A 19719-nucleotide genomic window follows, 5' to 3' on the forward strand; every position below is an offset into this window, starting at 1 on the left:
CTCTCGTGACTATGTCCGCTCAACCCCGCCTAATTCATGATGCTTATAGTGCCATTCCCATTTATCTTTAATTGCCAAACAGTTAGCTGACATCTCATTTGCATCATGAATAAGGCGGGCTAGAGAGTCACTTTTCTCATGTGACGAACGGGCGGTGAATGCCTTTCAGAGTCTTGACGTGACACCGCTCAGGTACGCATTAACCGGATGAACCCACAGGGAAGAACAGGACTTTGGTTTACCCAGGAACTGGAACTCTGTAGTGCATCCGCTGCCGTTGTGAGGAGGGGAGGTGGACGCAGGGGGTCAGTAAAGTGACGAATTTTGTCACAATAAAAAACCGTGGGAGGGATTCGATTTTTAATATAGCTGGAAAAAGCGCTTAATTACAGCAGGTTACAAGAAAAAAGTTGAGGATTGGCATTTTTTCCAGATTGGCACAACCCTTGCTCCATACATGGGCAATTGGTAACGAAGCCGACCTAATAACCCATTGAAGATGGAGGGAAAGAAAATGCTGAGCAAGATGAGAAACGAAAAAGGTTTTACCCTGATCGAGCTGATGATCGTTGTCGCCATCATCGGCATCCTGGCGGCCATCGCCATCCCCAACTTCCTCAACCTCAAGGACAAGGCCCTGTTCGGTACCGCCAAGGCCAACGTGGACGTGCTCCGCTCGGTGCTCGCTTCCTACGCCGCCGACGATCCCACCAACAGGTATCCGATGTCGCTTGGTGGGAATTACACCTGGATTCGCGGGCTCCTGAAGGAGGCCAACCTCCCAGAGCAGCCGGAAGAGGCCAAGTGGCTGCCCGGCTCCTTCACCTACACCAGTAACGGCACGAATTTCCAGATCTACGTCAAGGCTACAGACAGGTCCCAAGACACCCTCTGGGGGACCCCGTCCGGCATCACGCCCAACGCCTATCCCTGGCCGTAAGAACAAACTGGACGACATTGTTTTGTCGGCAGACGGCGGGTTTTACCGCCGTCTGCCTTTTTACCGGGAGGCGGGGATGAAAGACCCAAGGGGCGTTGTGTCAGTCCTGCTGTTGTCGGTGCTCGTCTTCCGTCCCCACCTGTCGGGGGGGACGTACCCCTTTGCCCAGGAACTGCTCCTCATCCCCCTTCTCGTCGGGTTGGGGCTCTGGCTCCTGGTTCCCCATGGATGTCCGCTGCGCCGGGAAGACCTCCGGTCCCTGGTCTGGCCATGGCTCCTGGTTATATGGGCCGGCGTCACCCTCCTGTGGGCTCCCGATCCCGGCCAGGGGGTTAGGGACACGGCATCCCTCACCCTCAACCTCTCGGCCTTCACGGCCGTCTACCTCCTGGGAAGGAACCCGAATTGGCTGGACAGGGGAGTCGCCTGGCTGTCTGGTCTGGTGGTGCTCCCCGTTCTCACCTTTGCCTTTTACCAGAGGGTCTTCGGGTTCGAGGAACTACGGGCCTTGCTGGCCGGCATGTCGGCAGCCGGAGATGACGTATCCGGCCTCATGGGGGTCATCTCCCAGGGGAGGGTCTTCGCCGGGTTCTTAAACCCCAACATGCTGGCCGGTTTCCTGGCTGTGGTCATTCCGGTGAGCCTCGATTACGCTTTGACGGTTCCGAACCGCCGCAGCGCTGCCCTGTACTCGGCGCTTGTCCTTTCCGAAGCAGGGATTCTTCTTCTCACCGGTTCCGTGGGAGGGACTCTGGTTGCCGTCATGGCCGGCGGGGGTGTCCTCCTCGCCAGGCGGGGTGCCAGGAGTCGGGAGGTCATGGGCATGGGGGCCATCGCCGTTGTCCTTGCCGCGGGACTGCTCGCGATCCGCGGCCTCGGTCCCATCTTCGGACCGGAAAGTTCCTTTTCCCAGCGGGCCGGCTACATGGCGGCTGGAACGAGGATGGCCCTGGAACACCCGATCCTGGGATGGGGCGCGGGATCGTCTCCCGGAGCCCTCATGGGGTTCGTGGCCCAAGGTGTCCGCCCGGTGTCTGATCCCCACAACTTCCTCGTCCGGATCTGGATCGAAGGAGGTACTGTTGGTCTTGTCCTTATAGGCGGTTTCCTGTGGCTGCTCACCGGAAAAAGTCTGGATGTGATACGGACCACCGGCCTCAAGACGTCACCGGTCGGTTTCAACGGGCTTCTTTTTGGAAGCGCCGCCTTTCTACTCCACAGCCTGATGGACATGGACTTTTTCGTACCAGAAACGGCGCTGTTCGGCTGGGGCGCCATGGGCGGACTCCTGGCTCTTTCCATGGGCCATGAAAGGCGAGAGCCTGATGATGTGGTTCCCCTGCCCCTTCGCCAGACCATGGGAGGGGTCGCCCTGTTCGCCGTTCTCCCCGTGCTGCTTCTTCTCCAGGGCGAGTCTTTGGCTTTTCGGGGTCTCAAGATGTACCAGGCCGGTCAGCACGCGGCGGCCGCGGACCTTTACCGCGAGGCCGGGAAGCTCCTGCCCTTTAACGGCCGGATCGCCCTGGAGGAGGGGAGGGCCAGGTTCACGGCGGGAGAGCGTGCACAGGCTTTGGAGCTTTTTGAAAGGGCAGACCGGCTGATGGCAATGAGTCCCTACCCGCCGTGGGAACTGGGTAGGACCGCCCAGGCGGAAGCCAGGTGGAACGAATCCCTCCCTTACCTTGAAAGAGCCTCCTCCCGCTACCCGACCTCCCCCAGGATCCTCATCGATCTGGCAAGGTCCCACCTGAACATGGGCGATCCTGTCCCGGCGGCGGATTACCTTGAAAAGGCGCTGGCGGCCTCCGCCTTCGATCCTCCGGCGGGCGAACTGGCCCGAAACCTTCTTGACAGGATGCGCTGATGGACCGGTCGCGGCCGGCATTCAAGCCAGAAATCCTCCTCAGGTGGATCACCGTCCTGATGATCCCCTTCATCAGCGGGGGACCGGTGCCGTGGCTCACCGGCGTCTTCAGCCTCCTGGTGGCCCTTGCCTTCCTGCTGCGGATCAGGGAGGTTGGGAGGGGTGCGAGGGTGGAGATCCGGTTTACCCCTCTCTGGGTCCCCTTTGCCCTGGTCCTGGTCCTGGGTGTCGTTCATCTGGTCATCTCCCCGGTGCCTTACAGCAGCTTTCTGTTTTTAGCCCACCTTTCCCTGGCCTGGGTCCTGTATCTCCTGCTCCTTGACGGAAAGCACGGCGACCCGTTCCTCCCCGTGCCGGCCTGGACCGGTGCCCTCATCATCTGGATGGCCGTCCAGAAGTTCTTTCCCGGTCTTTCAACTCCAGCCGGTCCTTTCAGCAACCCCAACTACCTTGCCACGGTGCTGCTGACGTGCATGGCCTGGTCCCTGGGCTCCCTCATGACGGTCGTTCCGGAAAAACGCCGCCGGACGGTCCTGGTCATCGCCGCTCTGGCTTCCACGGCGGGTCTCGCGGTCATCGGGTCAAGGTCGGCGGGTCTCGCGATCGTCGCGCTGTGGGGCTTATTCCTCATCTTTGGCAAAGGACGGGTTCGGTTCGCTGCGGTGGCCGTGGTCGTGCTCCTTTTCCTCGTCCCCACCACTTTAAAGCACCGGGTCACCGAGGAGTACCGCAAGGACCCCCACGCCTTTTCCCGAATCCTCATCTGGGAAGGGGCCCTGAGGGTAGGGCTGGATCATCCCGTAATGGGAGTGGGCCCCGGCCTTTATTACGAGTACGCCCCGCGGTACGCCTTTCCCACCGACAGCCTTCCGGTCCGTTACGGGCGCATCGCAAGAAAACCCCACAACGAGTACCTGAGAGCCTGGGCGGAGGGGGGTCTCTGGGGCGCGGTGGTGATCTTCGGGTTCCTGCTGGTTACGACCCGTCTTTTTATTGCCGCCTGGCCGCGTGGCCGGCCCGGACCCGCTCTTGCCGCGGCCGTGTTCCTTTACCAGGCCCTGTTTCACGACCTCAACGAGGTGTTCGCTCTCACGGCCCTGGGCGCTTTCTGGCTGGCTCAGCTTTCCGGGGAAGAAGGCGGGACGTTGGAGGTCCGTGGCGCTCGTGGAAAAAGGTTTCTGATCCTGTCGGGAGTGATGACCTTATTGATGGCCCTGTGGCTCAACCTTGACATGTCGGCCAGGATCATGTGGATGAAGGGGCAGCGGCTCATGGCCGCCGATAGCGGGGAAGCTGTCCAGGTACTGGGTCGGGCTCACACACTGAACCCCCTGCTTCCCGGAGCGGCCCGGGATCTGGCTGGAGCCCGCCTTGCCGCTTACCAGGCCGCCGGAACCCTGAAAGAGCTTAAGATTGCCGAAGCCGCGATCCACAGGGCGCAGAGGCTCAACCGCCTGGACTCGGTGCCCCTGAGAATGGAGGCGGACCTGCTAGTGGAAAGGTCCGACCAGGAGCCGGAAAAGTCCCGGGTGTACCTGACGGCCGCCAGGGAAAAGCTCATGGAGGCTCTCGAACTGGAGCCATTCAACGCTCTCATCATGCTCCGCTTGTCAGAGGTTTATCGGGATATGGGCGAGAGTGAAAAAGCTCTGGAAACCGTTGAGAGATCTTTGGCGATGGAGCCAAACTACCTGGAGGCCCACAGGATGTTGATCGCGATCCTCCGAGAGTTACGGCTGGAAAATGCGCTGGATGCACAACGTGCCTTTGACAGGGCCCGGGACAGGGTGGAAGATTACCGGCCTATGAGTGCCTATGAGGAGATCGTTATCGGAACGGTATCTTCTTCCCTCCACAGGAATCGAAATTGAAAGACGTCAAGTGGAATGGAAGCGGGCAGCTTGCCGGGAGCTTCGCCGCGGTACTGATACTCCTGTCCGTGATCGTAGGGTGGCGATTATTCTGGTTCCTTACCGATGATGCTTTCATCGCCTTTCGTTATGTGGCCAACAGCATGGAAGGCTATGGTCTGGTCTGGAATCCGCCACCTTTCCGGCCGGTGGAGGGCTACACCAGCTTTCTCTGGGTCATCCTTCTTAAGATTGTCTGGACCGCCACAGGCTTTCCTCCGCCTGTGACCGCAAACATCCTGTCCCTGGCTTTCGGCCTGATGACAATCATTCTGGTCACTCGGATCATCGAAAAGCTGCCTTTGCCTCCAGCCGTTGAGCGGTACCGGTGGATATGCGGTCTGATCGTACTCGTCGGCATCGTGACCAACAGGACCTACCTGGCGTGGCTCAGTTCCGGGCTCGAGACCTCCCTGTTCAACCTCCTCCTTACATGGTGGCTTTACACCGTGTTCTCCACGGGAGGGACACAGCTCAAAGGATTCCGGGTTCTTTCGCTGACCTTGAGTTCGGCTCTTCTAGCCTTGTGCCGACCGGAGGGCGTCCTGATGGTTGGGGCCACAGCGGTGATCCTCGTCATCCGGAGTGTTATGTTTTCACTTCCACGCCTCCGGGAAAGCTGGACCTGCCTCCCCCTTCTGGCGTCTCCCGTACACTTCATCTGGCGGCGTATCTATTACGGGCAATGGCTGCCCAACACATACTACGCCAAAAACGCGGGAGCATGGCCCGAAGCGGGCGCCAGGTATCTGGCGAGCTTCATTCTTGAGTATGGCCTCTTGGATGGCATTCTTCGCGGTGTGGTTTTTCCGCCGTCAGGGATCAAGGAGAAATACCTTTGTCCCGGCGGTGGCCGAAAGGTCAACCCGGATCGTGGCCCTGTCCGCTGTCGGCTTCGAGCTTTTTTACTACACATTTATCGTGGGCGGCGATCACTTCGAGTTTCGCATCTTCAGCTGGACGGTGCCCTTGTTGTTCCTTACCGCCATGTACTTCGTGTCGTGGACTGTACGGCGGGCCGTCCTTGCACCTGTGATGCTTATTTTCTTCGTTCTCGCCTCATGGCCCATTCCCTGGACGCACTGGGCACTGAGCCAGGAATTCACGACCCGGCAGGAAACGTTCAAGCTCACTGTACCGGTGGCACAGCGTCTTCCGGTCTTTCTGAAACCTCTGGGTTCCACATGGGATCACCTGCAGTCGTGGCTCATTGACCATTTCGTTTGCGTGAGGCACCAGGAGCACAAGGTCGCCTGGCGGGTCTCCGCTGTCCCTTAATGCCCTGGCGAGAAGAAGAGGGATCAGGGGATCGGCCGGATCCGTTTCCAGGGCCTTTCGGTAAAGCTTCACGGCTTCGGTCCACTCCTGGCGTTTTGCCCGGAGGGAAGCGGACGCGACAAGGGCATCCCGGTCGGATGGAGAGTACTCCAGGGCCTTCTCCATGGCATTCAGGGCTCCCGCGTCGTCGCCTATCCGGGACCGTTCCTTTCCTATCCAGGTCCATCCCTGGGCCATCTCGATTCCGGGACTGCTCCACACCGGTACGTGGGTGATAACGAGCGCGACAATAGTCACGGCGCTCCAGACCTCCGCCAACCGGCGCGAGCCGTTGTTCCACATGCGCCAGAGTTCCTGAACCCCACATCCGGCAACCAGGGCGAACAGGGGTGCGAGGGGCAGACGATATCGGTCAGTAACAAAGAAGAGAACCACTGAAAAGGCGTAGCCGACCAGAGCCTATATCGCCGGTCGCGCGGTTTTCCGCCGGAAGACCGGAGCAAAGCCGGGGATCGCCAGGGCGACAAGGATGCCAAAATCGAGGGGAAGGGGGATGCTGGCCAACTGGGTCCGAAAGAACCGGTAGCTGATATTGTTGGGTGTCTCCCAGGCGTGCAGCAGGAGAGCCGTTTTTTTGCCCATGAGGACCAGGCTGCGGGCGGGTCTGCTGAGGATCCCGCGGAGTATGCGGGAGATCCAGAACCGTGATGACTCCGAGTAACCCGGTTTATGTCCGAGGATCTTTTCCGGGTAGATAAGACTGGAGACGACAAACTGATCGGCCTCGTTGACGAGGGAATATCCCTCCGGAATGTTGAATGAGCCGGTGGCTCCCGGTCCGTTTCCGATGAAGAAATTGACGCCGCCCACTGTTGACAGGGGTAAAAACTCGCCTGAGCGCAGGTTGTGCAGTGTTACCGGGGCGAGGGCGAGGAGGATGCCCAGGGGAAAGAGGAAAAGGGCCTTCTTCCCCCTTTGTGACGCGATCGTGGAAAGACCGATGAAGAAGGCCAGAGCGGATATGGCCATGTTTGCCTGTGATTGGATCCCAAGACCGAAGATAATACCCGACAGCAGAAAAACCAGGGCCGGCGGAGAGGCGAAGGCCAGAGGCAGCAGGATTGCCGCAGTAAGGAACAGGGCTGTCCAGGCGGCGGTGACGATCTGGGCTTCCTGGAACAGGAGCGGGCCGTACACCGCCAGAACGGCTCCGGCAAAAAGGCTGGGGAAAGTCCCCAGGATCCTCTGGCCCAGGGTCAGGACTGTCAGAACAAGCATGATCCCGGCGAGAAACTGGAACAGGTGAAGGCCATTCAGTCCAATTCCAAGGCTGGTGAGGATCGCTTCAAGTTGAATAAACCACAGGGAGGAGTTGGCCAGCGGGCTGGGAAGATTTCCCCTGATCTGATCGAGGGACAGATCGAGAAGGACCTTTTTATCCACGGGGACCAGTTGAAAAAAACCATCGGCACGAAGCTGTAAATAAAATGTCAGCCTGTAGACAACGGCGATGAGCAGTATGGAAAAACGAGTAGTGTTGATCAACGTTTTTCTCCCCGTTCCAGGAACATCCGCCCCAGCCGATGTTCCAGGGCGGCTGCAAGAGCCCTGGGGTTCTGCATTAAACGTCTGATCTTATAAAACGGCCGCCTCACCGCACGGTCCCAGCCGTTAGGGTCCCGCCCGGTGAAAGATCGGAACGAAACATTGATCTCGCTTCCGCGGCGGCGCGCCACCTCCCCTGAACCTGTCAGGCTCCCCTCATGGACCCGGAAACCCGAAAGAAAACCAGGGATATGGACAAAGACAGCCCCGGCATCGTACATCCGGTACATCAGATCGTAATCCATAGCGTACCGGAAAAGTTGAAGGCCGCCCACACGATGAAATATCTCCGTGGTCCAGAGGGCTGACTGCTGGTGGATAATAATGTTGATCTCATAAATAAAATCCCGGATATCGAAGCCGGATGTAAGCACTTTTTTAATCACCTTGTCCGTGCTGTCCACCTCGACCTGGTCGCCGTAAACGAGGTCCGCACCAGGGTTGGATCTGAACGCTTCCACCATACGGTTCAGCGCACACGGCATGAGCAGGTCATCGGAGTTGAGCCACATCATGTAACGGCCGGTGGCCTTTGCTGCCCCCAGGTTGATGGCATCGCTCTGGCCCCGGTCTGGCTCCGAACGCCAGTATGCGAACCTCTTTTCATATTTCCTCAGGATATCCACGCTTCCGTCCGTGGAGCCTCCATCGATGACGATATGCTCAAGGTTTGGATAGCCCTGGTTGTGAATGGAGATGATGGTCCGTTCCAGATACCGCGCCTGGTTGCAGGAAGGGGTGATGACGGTAACCCTGGGCCACACCTCGTCCCTTTCAGGCTGGGCCAGAGGATCGAACCGGAGTCCGGACAGGTGGTTGGCCAAAGCCGTTGTCAGTTTCCTGCTGCCAGGCATGAAGGCCATAGGGGTGTCCTCTTTACCAGACTCCTTCCGTGACAGGCGGGTAAAGGGTGGCGGGCTTACGGAAGGAGTTAGGTATTGGATAAGTCAGATTTGTCGGCTATACTATGAAAATTGTTCATACTAAACCCCGAGGCAGTATAGGGGACAACAGGAACCCGGTCAACATTGACAGGGTCGCAAAAAGTCCGATCCGGGACTTTTCGCTCCACGGAAAGGGAAAAGCGTCGTTTTCCCTTTCCTCACGGATCAATGACTTGCGAACCGGGTCATTGATCCGGGCGCCCCGCGCGGGGCGCGTTGATGACTTTTTGCGAAGCCATCAACATCGGGAGCCTTTAATCAAGGAGCTGGGATGTGCGGAATCGGTGGTCTCCTGAGTCCGGGCGGCCTGGGACCTCATCACCATGATATCCTGGGATCCATGACCCTGTCCCTTGCCCACCGCGGACCGGACGGCAGCGGGGTGTGGATGGACGAGGGGATGGGTATCGGCCTGTGCCACACCCGCCTGGCGGTTATCGACCTGAGTTCCCGGGCGAGCCAGCCGATGACTTCCCCTGATGGACGTGGTGTCCTTTCCTATAACGGAGAGGTATACAACTACCGTGAGTTGAAGTCGGAGCTTGGAAAGACCGGCTGGAGGTTTGTCAGCGATTCCGACACCGAGGTGGTGCTGGCCGCCTGCCTGACCTGGGGGGTGCCGCAGGCCCTCGGCCGCCTTGTCGGCATGTTCGCTTTCGCCCTCTGGCACACGCGGGAAAGGACTCTTTACCTGGCGCGGGACCGGATCGGGATCAAGCCTCTTTACTATGGTCGAACCGGAGGGGGCCGGGCGGGAGAGGATCTTGTTTTCGCTTCCGAACTCAAGGCCCTGTGTGAGCACCCCGGGTTCAGCCGGACGGTTGACCCGAACTCCCTCGAACAGTACTTCATGCTGCAGTACGTTCCGGCGCCCGGTTCGATCTATCGGGACGCGAAGAAACTGCCTCCCGGTCACTACCTGCGCCTGGCTCCTGAAGGGGAGCGGTTGACGCGCTACTGGAAACCGGACGAGATGATCGATCCGGCAGGCGGCAGACCGGAGGATCTGGATGAGCGGCTAGCCGACATGATCGACGAGGCCATATCGGCGAGAATGGTCTCCGATGTACCTCTCGGCACGTTCCTTTCCGGTGGGCTCGACAGCTGCCTGGTGACCGCCGGCATGCGCCGGGCCGTATCCGGGCCTCTCAGCTCCTATACCGTTTCCTACCGTGAGGAGGAGTTCGATGAGAGCCCCTGGGCGATGCAGGCGGCCCGGCAACTGGATGTCCGCCACCACCTCCTGGAAGTTGACAGCAGAGATCTCCAGGCGGAGATGCACCATATGCCGTGGATCTTCGACGAACCGATGAGCGACCCTTCGGCCCTTCCCCTGGTACTCCTTTCCAGGTTCGCCCGCAAGGAGGTCACCGTGATCCTGTCCGGGGACGGGGCGGACGAACTGTTCGGTGGATATGACCGTTACCGTTTTCTGGAAAGATACTGGGCAGGGGCAGGGCGCCTGCCCGCCCCTTTTCGACGCGCACTTTCAGCTCTCCTGGGCTCCATTCCCCCCGGGTTGCCGGGAACCGCCTACGGCCGGTTTTTCGCTGCCATGGGGCGCCCTCGACCTGTGGAGAACTTCCCGGGCAAATGGGAAAAGCTCATCAGGCTATTGAAGCAGGATACCCGTGCGCAGGCTTACCAGTCCGCCATAGGGATCTTTTCAGCGAAAGAGACCGCCCGGCTGCTGGGCCGCGAGGGAGAGGTCAAGCTTCCCGGTGCCTTTGAGGAACTCGCATCCGGAGCACCTGGCGATTCGGGAGGGATAAAGGCGATGATGGACCTGGACCTGAGGACCTTCCTGCCGGAGGATGTCCTTGCCAAGGTTGACCGCGCCAGCATGGCGGCGGGTCTCGAGGTGCGCGTTCCCCTCCTCGACCACAGGGTCGTGTCCCTGTCCCGGCAATACCCCGTTTCCGGCCTGTTCGAGGGAAGACGGGGAAAGGCCCCCCTCCGGCGCCTCGCCCGGCAGACACCGACCAGCGACCTTGTGGACCGTCCCAAGATGGGGTTCACCCTTCCCCTCGACAGGTGGTTCCGGAAGGAACTGCGTGACACTATCCAGGATCGGCTCCTCTCCCCCGGCAGTGTCCTCGAGGGAACGGTAGACCCCGGGATCGTCCGGAAGCTTGTCCAAGGCCACCTGTCGGGGCGGGGCAACTACCATGAAAAGCTTTACAACCTCATGATCCTGGATGGATGGATGGATAGATGGACCCGGGCCGCGTAAAGGTACTCCACATTATCAGCGGTTTGGGCGTTGGGGGGGCTGAGCGTCTCCTCCTCTGGGCCGCAAAATATCATGACAGGGATAAATATCCCATCGGTGTCGTCTCCATGATGTCCGGTGGTGAACTTGCCACGGAGATTCGTGACTCAGGGGTGCCCGTTGTCGAACTTGGACAAGCAAAAGGCCGCCTGACCCCCGCGGGATTCAGGAACCTCCTCTCCACAGTTGCCTCAGTCCGGCCCGAGGTGATCCAGGGGCACATGTTCCATTCCAACCTTCTGACCAGGTTGACAAAACTGTTTGTATCGAAGGATTCCCGTGTAATCAACACGGTTCATATCGAATGGGAGCCGTTTCGGCGTAAAATAGCTTACGCACTTACTGCGCCTCTGGTTGATGGCACGGTGACTTTTTCTCCCGATGCGGGAAAAGTATTTACCGAAACTGGCCCCGTGGGAAGGCCCATTAGATATATACCCTACGGCATTGAGGTGGGACCCAGGGCGAAAAAGGATCGAGAGGGTCTGAGGACTCGTCTGGGTATCGACCTGCCTGGGCCGATGTGGATAACGGTGGGGCGTCTTTCACGTCAGAAAGCGTATCCAGATCTTATTGAGGCCTTTGCCATGATCAAACCGGTCCAGGGGGGGCCTACGCTGCTCATTGTGGGCGAAGGTGAAGACAAACCCATTCTTGAAAAGTTGATCCAGGAAAAAGGACTTCTTCATCGGGTCAGGCTCCTCGGGGTCCGCCACGATGTTCCAGACCTTCTGGCCGCCAGCGACGCCTTTGTTCTTTCATCTCACTGGGAAGGCAACCCCCTGGTTGTCCTTGAAGCCATGAGGGCTTCCTTGCCGATTGTTACTACCCGTGTAGGTATGGTCCCAACAATGACAGTTGATGGAAAGACGGCTTTTGTAGTTGAGCCAAACCGTCCCGATCTCCTTGCATCCGCGATGGAAAAGCTCATGACACTGGGTCACCAGGCTCGAACCATGGGCGAAGCTGGAAGGGAAAGACTCGAAAGGTATTACGATTTCAGGAGTATGCAGAAGGAACTCGAACTGTTTTACAGTGAATTGATCCGTGATCATGGAAATGCGGGATCTGAGGAGATCGTTGATGGCGTTTAACTGGGTATACGTGGCCCTGCCCCTGACCTTCTCCGTTGCCCTGGGGTTATCGCTCGTTCTCACGCCGTGGGTAGCAAAGACCGCCCGGTCAATAGGCATGGTGGACAAACCAGACGGGGCTCTCAAAACCCACGAGCAGCCGGTGGCCTACCTGGGGGGGCTGGCTGTTTTCGTGGCGTTCCTCGTCGGGTTTTCACCCTTTTACGAACTAGACCGGCAGGTGCTGGCCATCATGCTGGGGGGGACCCTCGTCGTTCTCCTGGGCTTCTTGGACGACCTGGGGAACCTGAAGCCCGCCACCAAGCTCCTGGGGCAGGCCCTGGCGGTCCTCATCGTCATGAAGGCCGGCGTCGCCATCAAGATCGTATACCTGCCGCCTTTCATCACCTATCCTCTCTCCTTTTTATGGCTCCTGGGGATGACCAACGCCTTTAACATCATCGACATCATGGACGGTCTCTCCGCGGGGGTTGGAGCCATCGCCTGCTTTTTCCTGTTTATTGTGGCCCTGTCGTCAGGGCAGGCCGGTGTGGCTCACATGACCCTGGCGCTGATGGGGGCTCTCCTGGGTTTCCTGAAGTTCAATACCCGGCCGGCCGGCATCTATCTCGGGGACGCCGGCAGCCTGTTCATCGGCTTCATGCTGGGCGCCCTGGGAATGATCGGGATCTACGCCAGGGGGAACCCGGTAGCTGTTCTGGCGCCCGTCCTGATCCTGGGGGTCCCCATCTTCGACACCCTTTTCGTCATGACCCTCCGCTGGATGAGGGGGCAGAACCCCATGAGGGGCAGTCCCGACCATTTTGCCCTGAGGCTCAGGAGATGGAAACTTTCCGTGGGACAGACCGTGGGCCTGAGTTACCTGGCGTCCCTGCTCCTCGGCGGCGCTGCCCTGGTGATGATCTTCGGCAGCGAGAAGATGGCCCTTGCTGTTCTATTCGGAGTCAGCCTTGGGCTCATGCTGTCGGCGCTTTGGCTGAAGAGGATCGATATGAACCTTTAAAAGCCCACCCGTGCGGATTCGGTGGGCTTTTAAAGATGATGGACTCGCAAAAAGTCCATCAACGCGCCCCGCGCGGGGCGCCCAAATCAATGACCCGCACCGTAAGTCATTGATTTGTAAGGAAAGGGAAAACGACGCTTTTCCCTTTCCGTTGAGCAAAAAGTCCCGGATTGGACTTTTTGCGACCCTATCAAAGATAAGTTGTGAAGAAGAGCGAGGATCCAAGAACTAAGAACTAAGAACCAGGTGTTAAAACCTGGAACCCGGAACCCGGAACTAAGGATTAAGAGCCAGGAGCGATGAACGATACCGAGCCTTCTACAGTGGAAAAAACGGGATGGCGGATCGAGCAGGCTGTCGTGCCTGCCGTGATCCTGCTCGTCCCCATAGGTCTCTTTTTTGGACGGGAGGTGATCCCTCCCATCCGGTTCCTCACCTGGCACCTCGCGTCCCTGGCCTGGTTCGTCGTGGTCCTGGCGGCGGCCTGGGGCCAGGGCAGGGCGCTTGCGGGGCTCGTCCTTCCGGATACGGGCGACCGCGCGCAGGTCCCGGTCACCGTCATCGCGCTGGGGCTGGGTCTTGGCCTTTTCGCCCTGGAAACGTTCCTGCTCGGCGCGGCCCGACTCCTGACAACCCCGGCCCTGACCATGCTGGTTCTCCTGGTCTTTCTTCTCACGGCGGCAGGCGCCCGCCGCCGATGGCCGGAACTCCGGGCTGAGTACCAGGCGGCCCGCCAACTTCCCGCAGGTTCGGGTCTTCCCCTGGCCCTGACGGGTCTGGCGGTTTTTGTAAGCTGGCCCTTCGTCCTCGTCCCCACCCGCGCCTTCGACGCCCTGAGCTACCATCTCGAGGTCCCTTCGAGATATCTCCAGGCCGGGCGGATCATCGACATCCCTGAAAACCTTTACTCCTATACTCCCCAGCTCAACCACATGCTCTACGGCCTCGCCATGGGGCTGAGCGGTTCGGACCTTGCCGGGCTCCTCAACCACCTCTATTTTGTTCTGACTCTTTGCGTCCTGTGGCTGGGCTTCAGGGACCGCTTCGCTCCCCCGGCGGGCGCGTGGGCCGCGGCGCTGACGGCCCTTTCTCCCCTCATGCTGATGGAGGTCGTCAACGCCGGTGTGGACTGGTCGGCCGCCTTCTACACCCTGGCCGCGTTGTCACTCCTTTCCTCCGGCATCGGGAACCGCCGTCTCGTCGTCCTGGCCGGGATCCTGGCCGGACTGGCTGCAGGGTGCCGTCACCAGCCCCTGGGATACGCCATTGCCGTTCCAGTCGCAGCCGGCATGATCAGTGGATTGACGGCCGGGAGAGGTGGGAGGTTCGGCCGTTGGGGTCTCTTCCTTGGGGTTGCCCTTCTGACCGCCTCTCCCTGGTACATCAGGAACTGGGTCTACACGGGTGACCCCCTGTTTCCTCTGCTCGCGAACCTCCTGGGAACCACCGACGCGGGCGCCGGGTTCGTTTCCGGCCTGGTGGGCGCAAAACCTCTGGCCCTGCTCTGGAAGTGGGCTGTTTTACCGTATCAGATGGTCTTCGATCCCCTGTCCTACAGCATGACAGCCACCATCGGTGTCCAGTACCTCGTCCTTCTGCCCCTCCTGGCGCTGGCGCGCGGGCGGCCGCGGGGCGACCGGTTCCTGCTCTGGTGGGTCATCCTGGCGTTCCTGGCGTGGTACCTGAACTTCAGGACGGCCCGCTACGCCATGCCGGTGCTCATGACGGCCAGCCTGTGGCTGGGCGCCGCCCTGGCTGATTCCTGTGAGAGCCTGTCTGATGGGAGCCGTTCGGGCCGGTCGCGGGCCCTTGCTGCCGTTGTAACCGTCCTCCTGGTGGTCAACGGCGCCGTGTTCGTGGGGCTCAACGATCGCGTGAACAGGAGCGTCGGCGCGGCCCTGGGGATGCGCTCGTCATCCGGCTACCTCATGGAAAACTACGAGATCTATCCGGCCATCGACTACCTGAACCGGCTGGATCCGCCCCCGGACAAGGTTCTTTTCGTCGGGGAGATGAGAGGGTTCTACTCCCGGTTCCCGAGGGAGGTGCCTTCCCACAACGCCCCCAACCGGCTCATGGAACTCGCAAGGAAGAACAGTCCCCCTGCGGAAATTTCAAAGGATCTGGCTGCTGCCGGTATCTCCCACATCCTCCTCAACGAGGCCGAATGGTTCAGGATGGCCTATCGGAACGGGAACGCCCCTGACTGGAAACTGTCTCCCGAAGGGCGTGAACGGGTGAAGAGGTTCCTTGAGGACGACACCCGGCAACTTTTTTCCAACGGTCCCGTTACGGTATACGGGTTGAAAAACCGGGGGGCAGGGGAGGCGGCGCCGTGAAAAGCGGTATTGACCGGTACCGGGGAGAGACGGCTGCCCTGGCTGCTTTGGGAACGGCCCTGATCCTTGCCGGAATATCCGCCATGGGCTCGGGGCCGGGGTGGCTCCTGGCGCAGAACATAAGGGCCCTGGCGTGGGGTGTCGTTGTGGCGGCGGCGGCATGGATCCAGGGAACGGTTCTCCTCCATTTTCTGTTTCCGGACCATGGGCTAGACAGAAGCGGCCTCCGCCTCTTCCTGGCCGGGGGGGTGGGTCTCGCGGCCATGTCCCTGGAAGCGCTATTCCTGGGGCTGGCAGGCCTGTACACACGGCCGGCCCTGACCCTGCTCGTCCTGGCTGTCCTCGGGACAGGCTGGGCCGCCATGAAGATGCTGAGGGTCCCTTTCCCGCCCCTCCCCGTTCCGAGGGGCAACTCAGCCCTGTTCCCCCTGGGGCTGACGGGGGTGGCCCTCTTCCTCAACTTCACCTTCGTCCTGGTGCCGCCGGTCTACTTTGACGCCATGTCCTATCACCTGGAACTGCCGTCGAGGTACCTTCAGGACGGAAGGATCTTTCACATTCCCGAGAACCTCTACTCCGGATACCCCCAGCTGGTGGAGGTCCTGTACGGCGTGGGGCTTGCCCTTGCCGGTGTCGGCACCGCCGGGATCATCTCCCTTTTGGGCTTCATCCTGGTCCTTGGCCTGGTCTGGTCCTGGGGCCGGGAGCGTTTCGACGACGAGACTGCCGCCTGGGCCATCGTCCTCGTGGCGTTCACGCCGCCGCTCATGACTGTGAGCGGTTTTTTCCACAACGACTGGTATATGACCTTTTTCACCCTGGGGACGGTCCTTCTCCTTTCAGGCCTGCCGGGGGACCGAATGTCGCCGCCCGGAACGATCGTCCTCGCCGGTGTCCTTGCCGGTTTCGCGGCCGGGACGAAATACACCGGACTGGGGTTCGCCATCGGCGTGCCGGCAGCCGCCGGGCTTCTCCTTGCACTGAAGCGGGAGGAAAAGGGAGCCGCGCGGAAATGGGCCCTGTTCGGGACCATCGCCCTGGCCACGGCCAGCCCCTGGTACCTGAAAAACATGCTTTTTACGGGGGATCCCCTCTTTCCCCTGATCAGCGGACTCACCGGCCAGATCCCGGGGCTTTCCTCCCTGGCCGGGGACGCCTATTTCAAGGGGTTCGCCGCGGCCGACCTGTGGAAATGGACCCTGGTGCCCTACCAGTCGGTCTTCCGCTACTGGGAACTCCAGCTGTCTTTGTCCACCGGCCTCGTCCCCCTCGTCCTTCTCCCCACGGTCGCCTGGCTCTACCGGACCCGGTCGCTGGATCCCTTTCTCCTCCTCTGGACGGGACTTTCCCTGACGGTCTGGTACCTGACCTTCCGGGCCGGGAGGTTCGCCATGCCCATGGCGGTCATGACACTCCTGTGGTTTGCCGCGGCGTTCAGGGGCACGGTGCGGGAGGCGCCCCGCGCGGGACCGGTCCTGACGGGGGTGGTGGTATTCCTGGCTTTCATGAACCTCGCCGCCTTTCTCGGTTTCATGGACTCCTACGCCGACGCCGTGTCGGGAGCGTTCGGCCGCCTGACGTCCCGCGAGTACCTCGAGCGCACCTACGCTCCCTACGGTGCCATCACATATCTGAACCGGGCCGAACCCCCTCCGGAAAAGGTCCTTTTCCTGGGCGAGATGAAAGGCTTTTATTCCGGGTTCGACAGGGAGGTCGCGACTTTCGAGGTTCCCAACCGCCTGGTGGAGCTGGTTCGGGCGGGGAAAATGTCAGATGAGATCGCCGATACCCTGTTGGCCAGGGGGTTCTCCCACATCTTGTACAACCCTGTTGAGATGGAAAGGCTGGCAGCCAAGACTCCCAGTTTGCGCCTCGATCCGGAAGAGTGGGACATTCTGAACACTTTTCTCAAAGAGCGGACGAAAAAGGTTTTTGTCCACAGCGGTATTTCCGTATGGAAGGTGCAGCATGACTGATCCTCGGGTCGTCATAATTGGCGCCGGCCTCGCCGGCCTCACCGCGGGCCGCGCCCTGGGTGAAGCGGGGGTTCCCTACGTGATCCTGGAGGCGGCCGACAGGCCGGGGGGGCTTTGCCGCACCCGGACCGTGGGGGGATACACCTTCGACTATACCGGGCACCTGCTCCACCTTAAGGAGGGACAGAGCCGGGACCTCATCATGGAACTCGTGGGGGGGCAACTGGCAGAGCACGGCAGGCGGGCGTCCATCTTCGTTGAGGGCACCTTCGTCCCTTACCCTATCCAGGCCCACTTCGGTTTCCTCCCGGCCGCAACGGCTAAAGCGTGTCTGGAAGAGCTGAAGACGGTAGCCGGCAAAACCGTTTCGAGGGACGTGTCCTTCGACGAATGGGCCGAGGCCCAGTTCGGCGGAACTCTGTCCGACCTTTTCATGATCCCCTACAACCGGAAGCTCTACGGGCATCCCCTGGAGGAGATGGAGGTCTCGTGGACCTCCTGGTCGATACCGCGCCCAACCGCGGATGAGATCGAGCGGATCGCCGCCGGGGGGGACCCACCGTCCTTCGGGTACAACGCCACATTCTTCTACCCGGGGCAGGGGGGCATCGAGCTCCTGCCGCGATGCCTGGCCGCCGGGCAGGAGGAGGCGATCCGGACCGGGGTGAAGGTCACCGGCGTCGACGCCGCCCGCAAGGTGGTTACCGTGGAAGGCGGCGGCAGGATACCTTACCGGTCCCTCGTCAGCACCATGCCCCTGCCGGACCTCCTCGCCATGACCACAGGCCTGCCTTCCGCCATCGGATCGGCAGCCGGAAAGCTTCGCGCGAGTGCGGTCCTGGGCGTGTGCCTCGGTCTGGACGGCCCCGTGACGCGGGACGACCACTGGATCTACTTCCCGGACAAGGATCTCCCCTTTTACAGGGTGGGCTTCCCGTCCAACTTCTCAGACCACGTGGCGCCGGCAGGGTGCGGGTCGTTGTATGCCGAGGCGGCCTTCGTTTCCGGTTCCCCTCCCGACGCCGGCCACCTGTTCACCTCGGTGGTGCGGACCCTGAAAGACACGGGGATCATCCCGGAGAATACCGGTGTCGCGGCCCGCGTCGACCTGGCCATGCCGTGCGCCTACGTCTTCCACGACCGGTTCCGGGCCCGGGAGCTTCCTGTCATCCTCTCGGAACTGGGCGAAAGGCAGATCCTTTCGGTGGGGCGCTACGGGGGCTGGGAGTATTCGGCCATGCAGGACGCGGTCCAGTGGGGCCTTGACGCCGCCAGGGAGGTGCTTGCCCGGGAGACATTGCCATGACGGCCCCGGTCCCGGTGATCCACATCATCACCAAACTGGAGTTCGGGGGCGCTCAACAGAACACCCTCTATACCGTTTCGGCCCTGGACCGGGAGCGCTTCACACCCGTTCTCTTGACAGGTTCCGAGGGCTACCTCATGGACGAGGCGCGCGGCCTGGCGGAGGAGCGGAAGGTGGCCCTTGAGATCGTCCCCGGCATGGAGCGGTCCATCAGGCCCGGCAGAGACTGGGCAGCCTACCGGGAGATCGTGGGTCTGCTGGATCCTTACCGGGGCGGGCCCGCCATCGTTCATAGCCACAGCTCCAAGGCGGGTATCCTGGGCCGGTGGGCCGCCTGGAAGGCCGGTATCCCCGTCGTCATCCACTCCATCCACGGGTTCGGGTTCACACCGGCCCAGAGCCCGGCGAAGCGGTGGCTGTTCATGACCGCCGAGAAGGCCACATCAAAGATCACGGACCATTTTATCGCCGTTTCCCATGCGAACCGGAAAGAGGGCCTCCGCCTCGGCCTGTTCCCGCCCGGGGGCTGCACCGTGATCCGCTCGGGCTTTGACCTGGATCTTTTCCGCACGGCGGAAAAGATGTCATTGAACCTTTCTACAATCATTAATATTCCTGAAACTTCTCCTGTCGTTCTTATGGTGGCGTGTCTCAAGCCGCAGAAGGCGCCACTCGATTTTGTAAGGGTCGCGGCCAGAGTGCATGAAAGGATCCCGGACGCCAGGTTCATCCTTGCAGGGGATGGAGAACTTAAAAATGCCATCAGTAATGAGATAAACCATCTGGGTCTGTCGGGGATTGTCCTCCCTCTGGGATGGCGGGAAGACATCCCCCAGCTCATGAAAAGCAGCCGGGTGGTCGTCCTGACCTCCCTGTGGGAAGGGCTGCCGCGAGTCATCCCCCAGGCCATGGCAGCCGGACGGCCCGTGGTCGCCAGCGCGGTGGACGGGTCGGTCGAGGCGGTCCGGGACGGGGTGGATGGTTACCTGTGCGAGCCCGGCGATGTCAAGACCATGGCCGAACGGGTGACAGCACTTCTCCTGGATCCCGACAAGGCGGCCGCCATGGGCCGTGCCGGGCAGGGAGCGGTGGGGGAGTTCGACCGGGATCTCATGGTGAGGCAGCAGGAGGAACTTTATGAGCAACTCTTAAAGGAGAAAGGTCTATGGTAGCCACAATATCGGTCGC

General features: G+C 60.7%; 13 protein-coding genes. 10 read left to right on the forward strand and 3 right to left on the reverse strand.

Annotated features, from left to right (window positions below; all coding sequences use genetic code 11):
- Positions 1-514 precede the first annotated feature (514 nt).
- The 3 genes from P1S46_01695 to P1S46_01705 all read left to right on the forward strand — a co-directional run bounded on the left by P1S46_01695 (position 515) and on the right by P1S46_01705 (position 4675).
- Entirely contained in the window at positions 515-940 is a 426-nt protein-coding gene (locus P1S46_01695; GenBank protein ID MDF1535198.1) for a prepilin-type N-terminal cleavage/methylation domain-containing protein, read from the forward strand.
- Between the two features lie 76 nt (positions 941-1016).
- Positions 1017-2804 carry an O-antigen ligase family protein gene (locus tag P1S46_01700; GenBank protein ID MDF1535199.1) on the forward strand — a complete coding sequence of 596 codons (1788 nt, stop codon included), beginning with the start codon at positions 1017-1019 and terminating at the stop codon, positions 2802-2804.
- Entirely contained in the window at positions 2804-4675 is a 1872-nt protein-coding gene (locus tag P1S46_01705; GenBank protein ID MDF1535200.1) for an O-antigen ligase family protein, read from the forward strand. Before P1S46_01700 ends, P1S46_01705 begins: the two co-directional genes overlap by 1 nt.
- 1098 nt (positions 4676-5773) lie before the next feature.
- Here P1S46_01705 and P1S46_01710 read toward each other — a convergent pair.
- The 3 genes from P1S46_01710 to P1S46_01720 form a co-directional block, all read right to left on the reverse strand.
- On the reverse strand, positions 5774-6289 hold the full coding sequence (locus P1S46_01710) for a hypothetical protein (GenBank protein MDF1535201.1): 516 nt from the start codon (positions 6287-6289) through the stop codon (positions 5774-5776).
- Positions 6290-6451: 162 nt separating this feature from the next.
- Positions 6452-7537 (reverse strand): hypothetical protein, encoded by a 1086-nt coding sequence (locus P1S46_01715; protein MDF1535202.1) that lies wholly within the window; start codon positions 7535-7537, stop codon positions 6452-6454.
- Entirely contained in the window at positions 7534-8460 is a 927-nt protein-coding gene (locus tag P1S46_01720) for a glycosyltransferase family 2 protein (GenBank protein ID MDF1535203.1), read from the reverse strand. Before P1S46_01720 ends, P1S46_01715 begins: the two co-directional genes overlap by 4 nt.
- Positions 8461-8812: 352 nt before the next feature.
- Here P1S46_01720 and asnB point away from each other — a divergent pair, with 352 nt between their 5' ends.
- The 7 genes from asnB (at position 8813) to P1S46_01755 (ending at position 19703) form a co-directional block, all read left to right on the forward strand.
- Entirely contained in the window at positions 8813-10774 is a 1962-nt protein-coding gene (gene asnB, locus P1S46_01725; protein MDF1535204.1) for an asparagine synthase (glutamine-hydrolyzing), read from the forward strand.
- Positions 10756-11907: a glycosyltransferase gene (locus tag P1S46_01730; GenBank protein MDF1535205.1), complete on the forward strand. Its 1152-nt coding sequence runs from the start codon at positions 10756-10758 to the stop codon at positions 11905-11907. The genes asnB and P1S46_01730 overlap by 19 nt, the downstream gene beginning before the upstream one ends.
- Positions 11897-12910 (forward strand): MraY family glycosyltransferase, encoded by a 1014-nt coding sequence (locus P1S46_01735; GenBank protein ID MDF1535206.1) that lies wholly within the window; start codon positions 11897-11899, stop codon positions 12908-12910. The genes P1S46_01730 and P1S46_01735 overlap by 11 nt, the downstream gene beginning before the upstream one ends.
- 299 nt (positions 12911-13209) lie before the next feature.
- Positions 13210-15249, forward strand: coding sequence for a hypothetical protein (locus tag P1S46_01740; protein ID MDF1535207.1), 2040 nt, complete (start codon positions 13210-13212; stop codon positions 15247-15249).
- Positions 15246-17225 (forward strand): glycosyltransferase family 39 protein, encoded by a 1980-nt coding sequence (locus P1S46_01745; protein ID MDF1535208.1) that lies wholly within the window; start codon positions 15246-15248, stop codon positions 17223-17225. The genes P1S46_01740 and P1S46_01745 overlap by 4 nt, the downstream gene beginning before the upstream one ends.
- Entirely contained in the window at positions 17218-18531 is a 1314-nt protein-coding gene (locus P1S46_01750; protein MDF1535209.1) for an FAD-dependent oxidoreductase, read from the forward strand. The genes P1S46_01745 and P1S46_01750 overlap by 8 nt, the downstream gene beginning before the upstream one ends.
- A complete protein-coding gene (locus tag P1S46_01755; protein ID MDF1535210.1) occupies positions 18528-19703 on the forward strand; it encodes a glycosyltransferase family 4 protein in 1176 nt (391 codons plus the stop codon). Before P1S46_01750 ends, P1S46_01755 begins: the two co-directional genes overlap by 4 nt.
- Positions 19704-19719: the final 16 nt, after the last annotated feature.

This window comes from bacterium (assembly GCA_029210545.1).
In the GTDB taxonomy this organism is placed as follows: domain Bacteria; phylum BMS3Abin14; class BMS3Abin14; order BMS3Abin14; family BMS3Abin14; genus JARGFV01.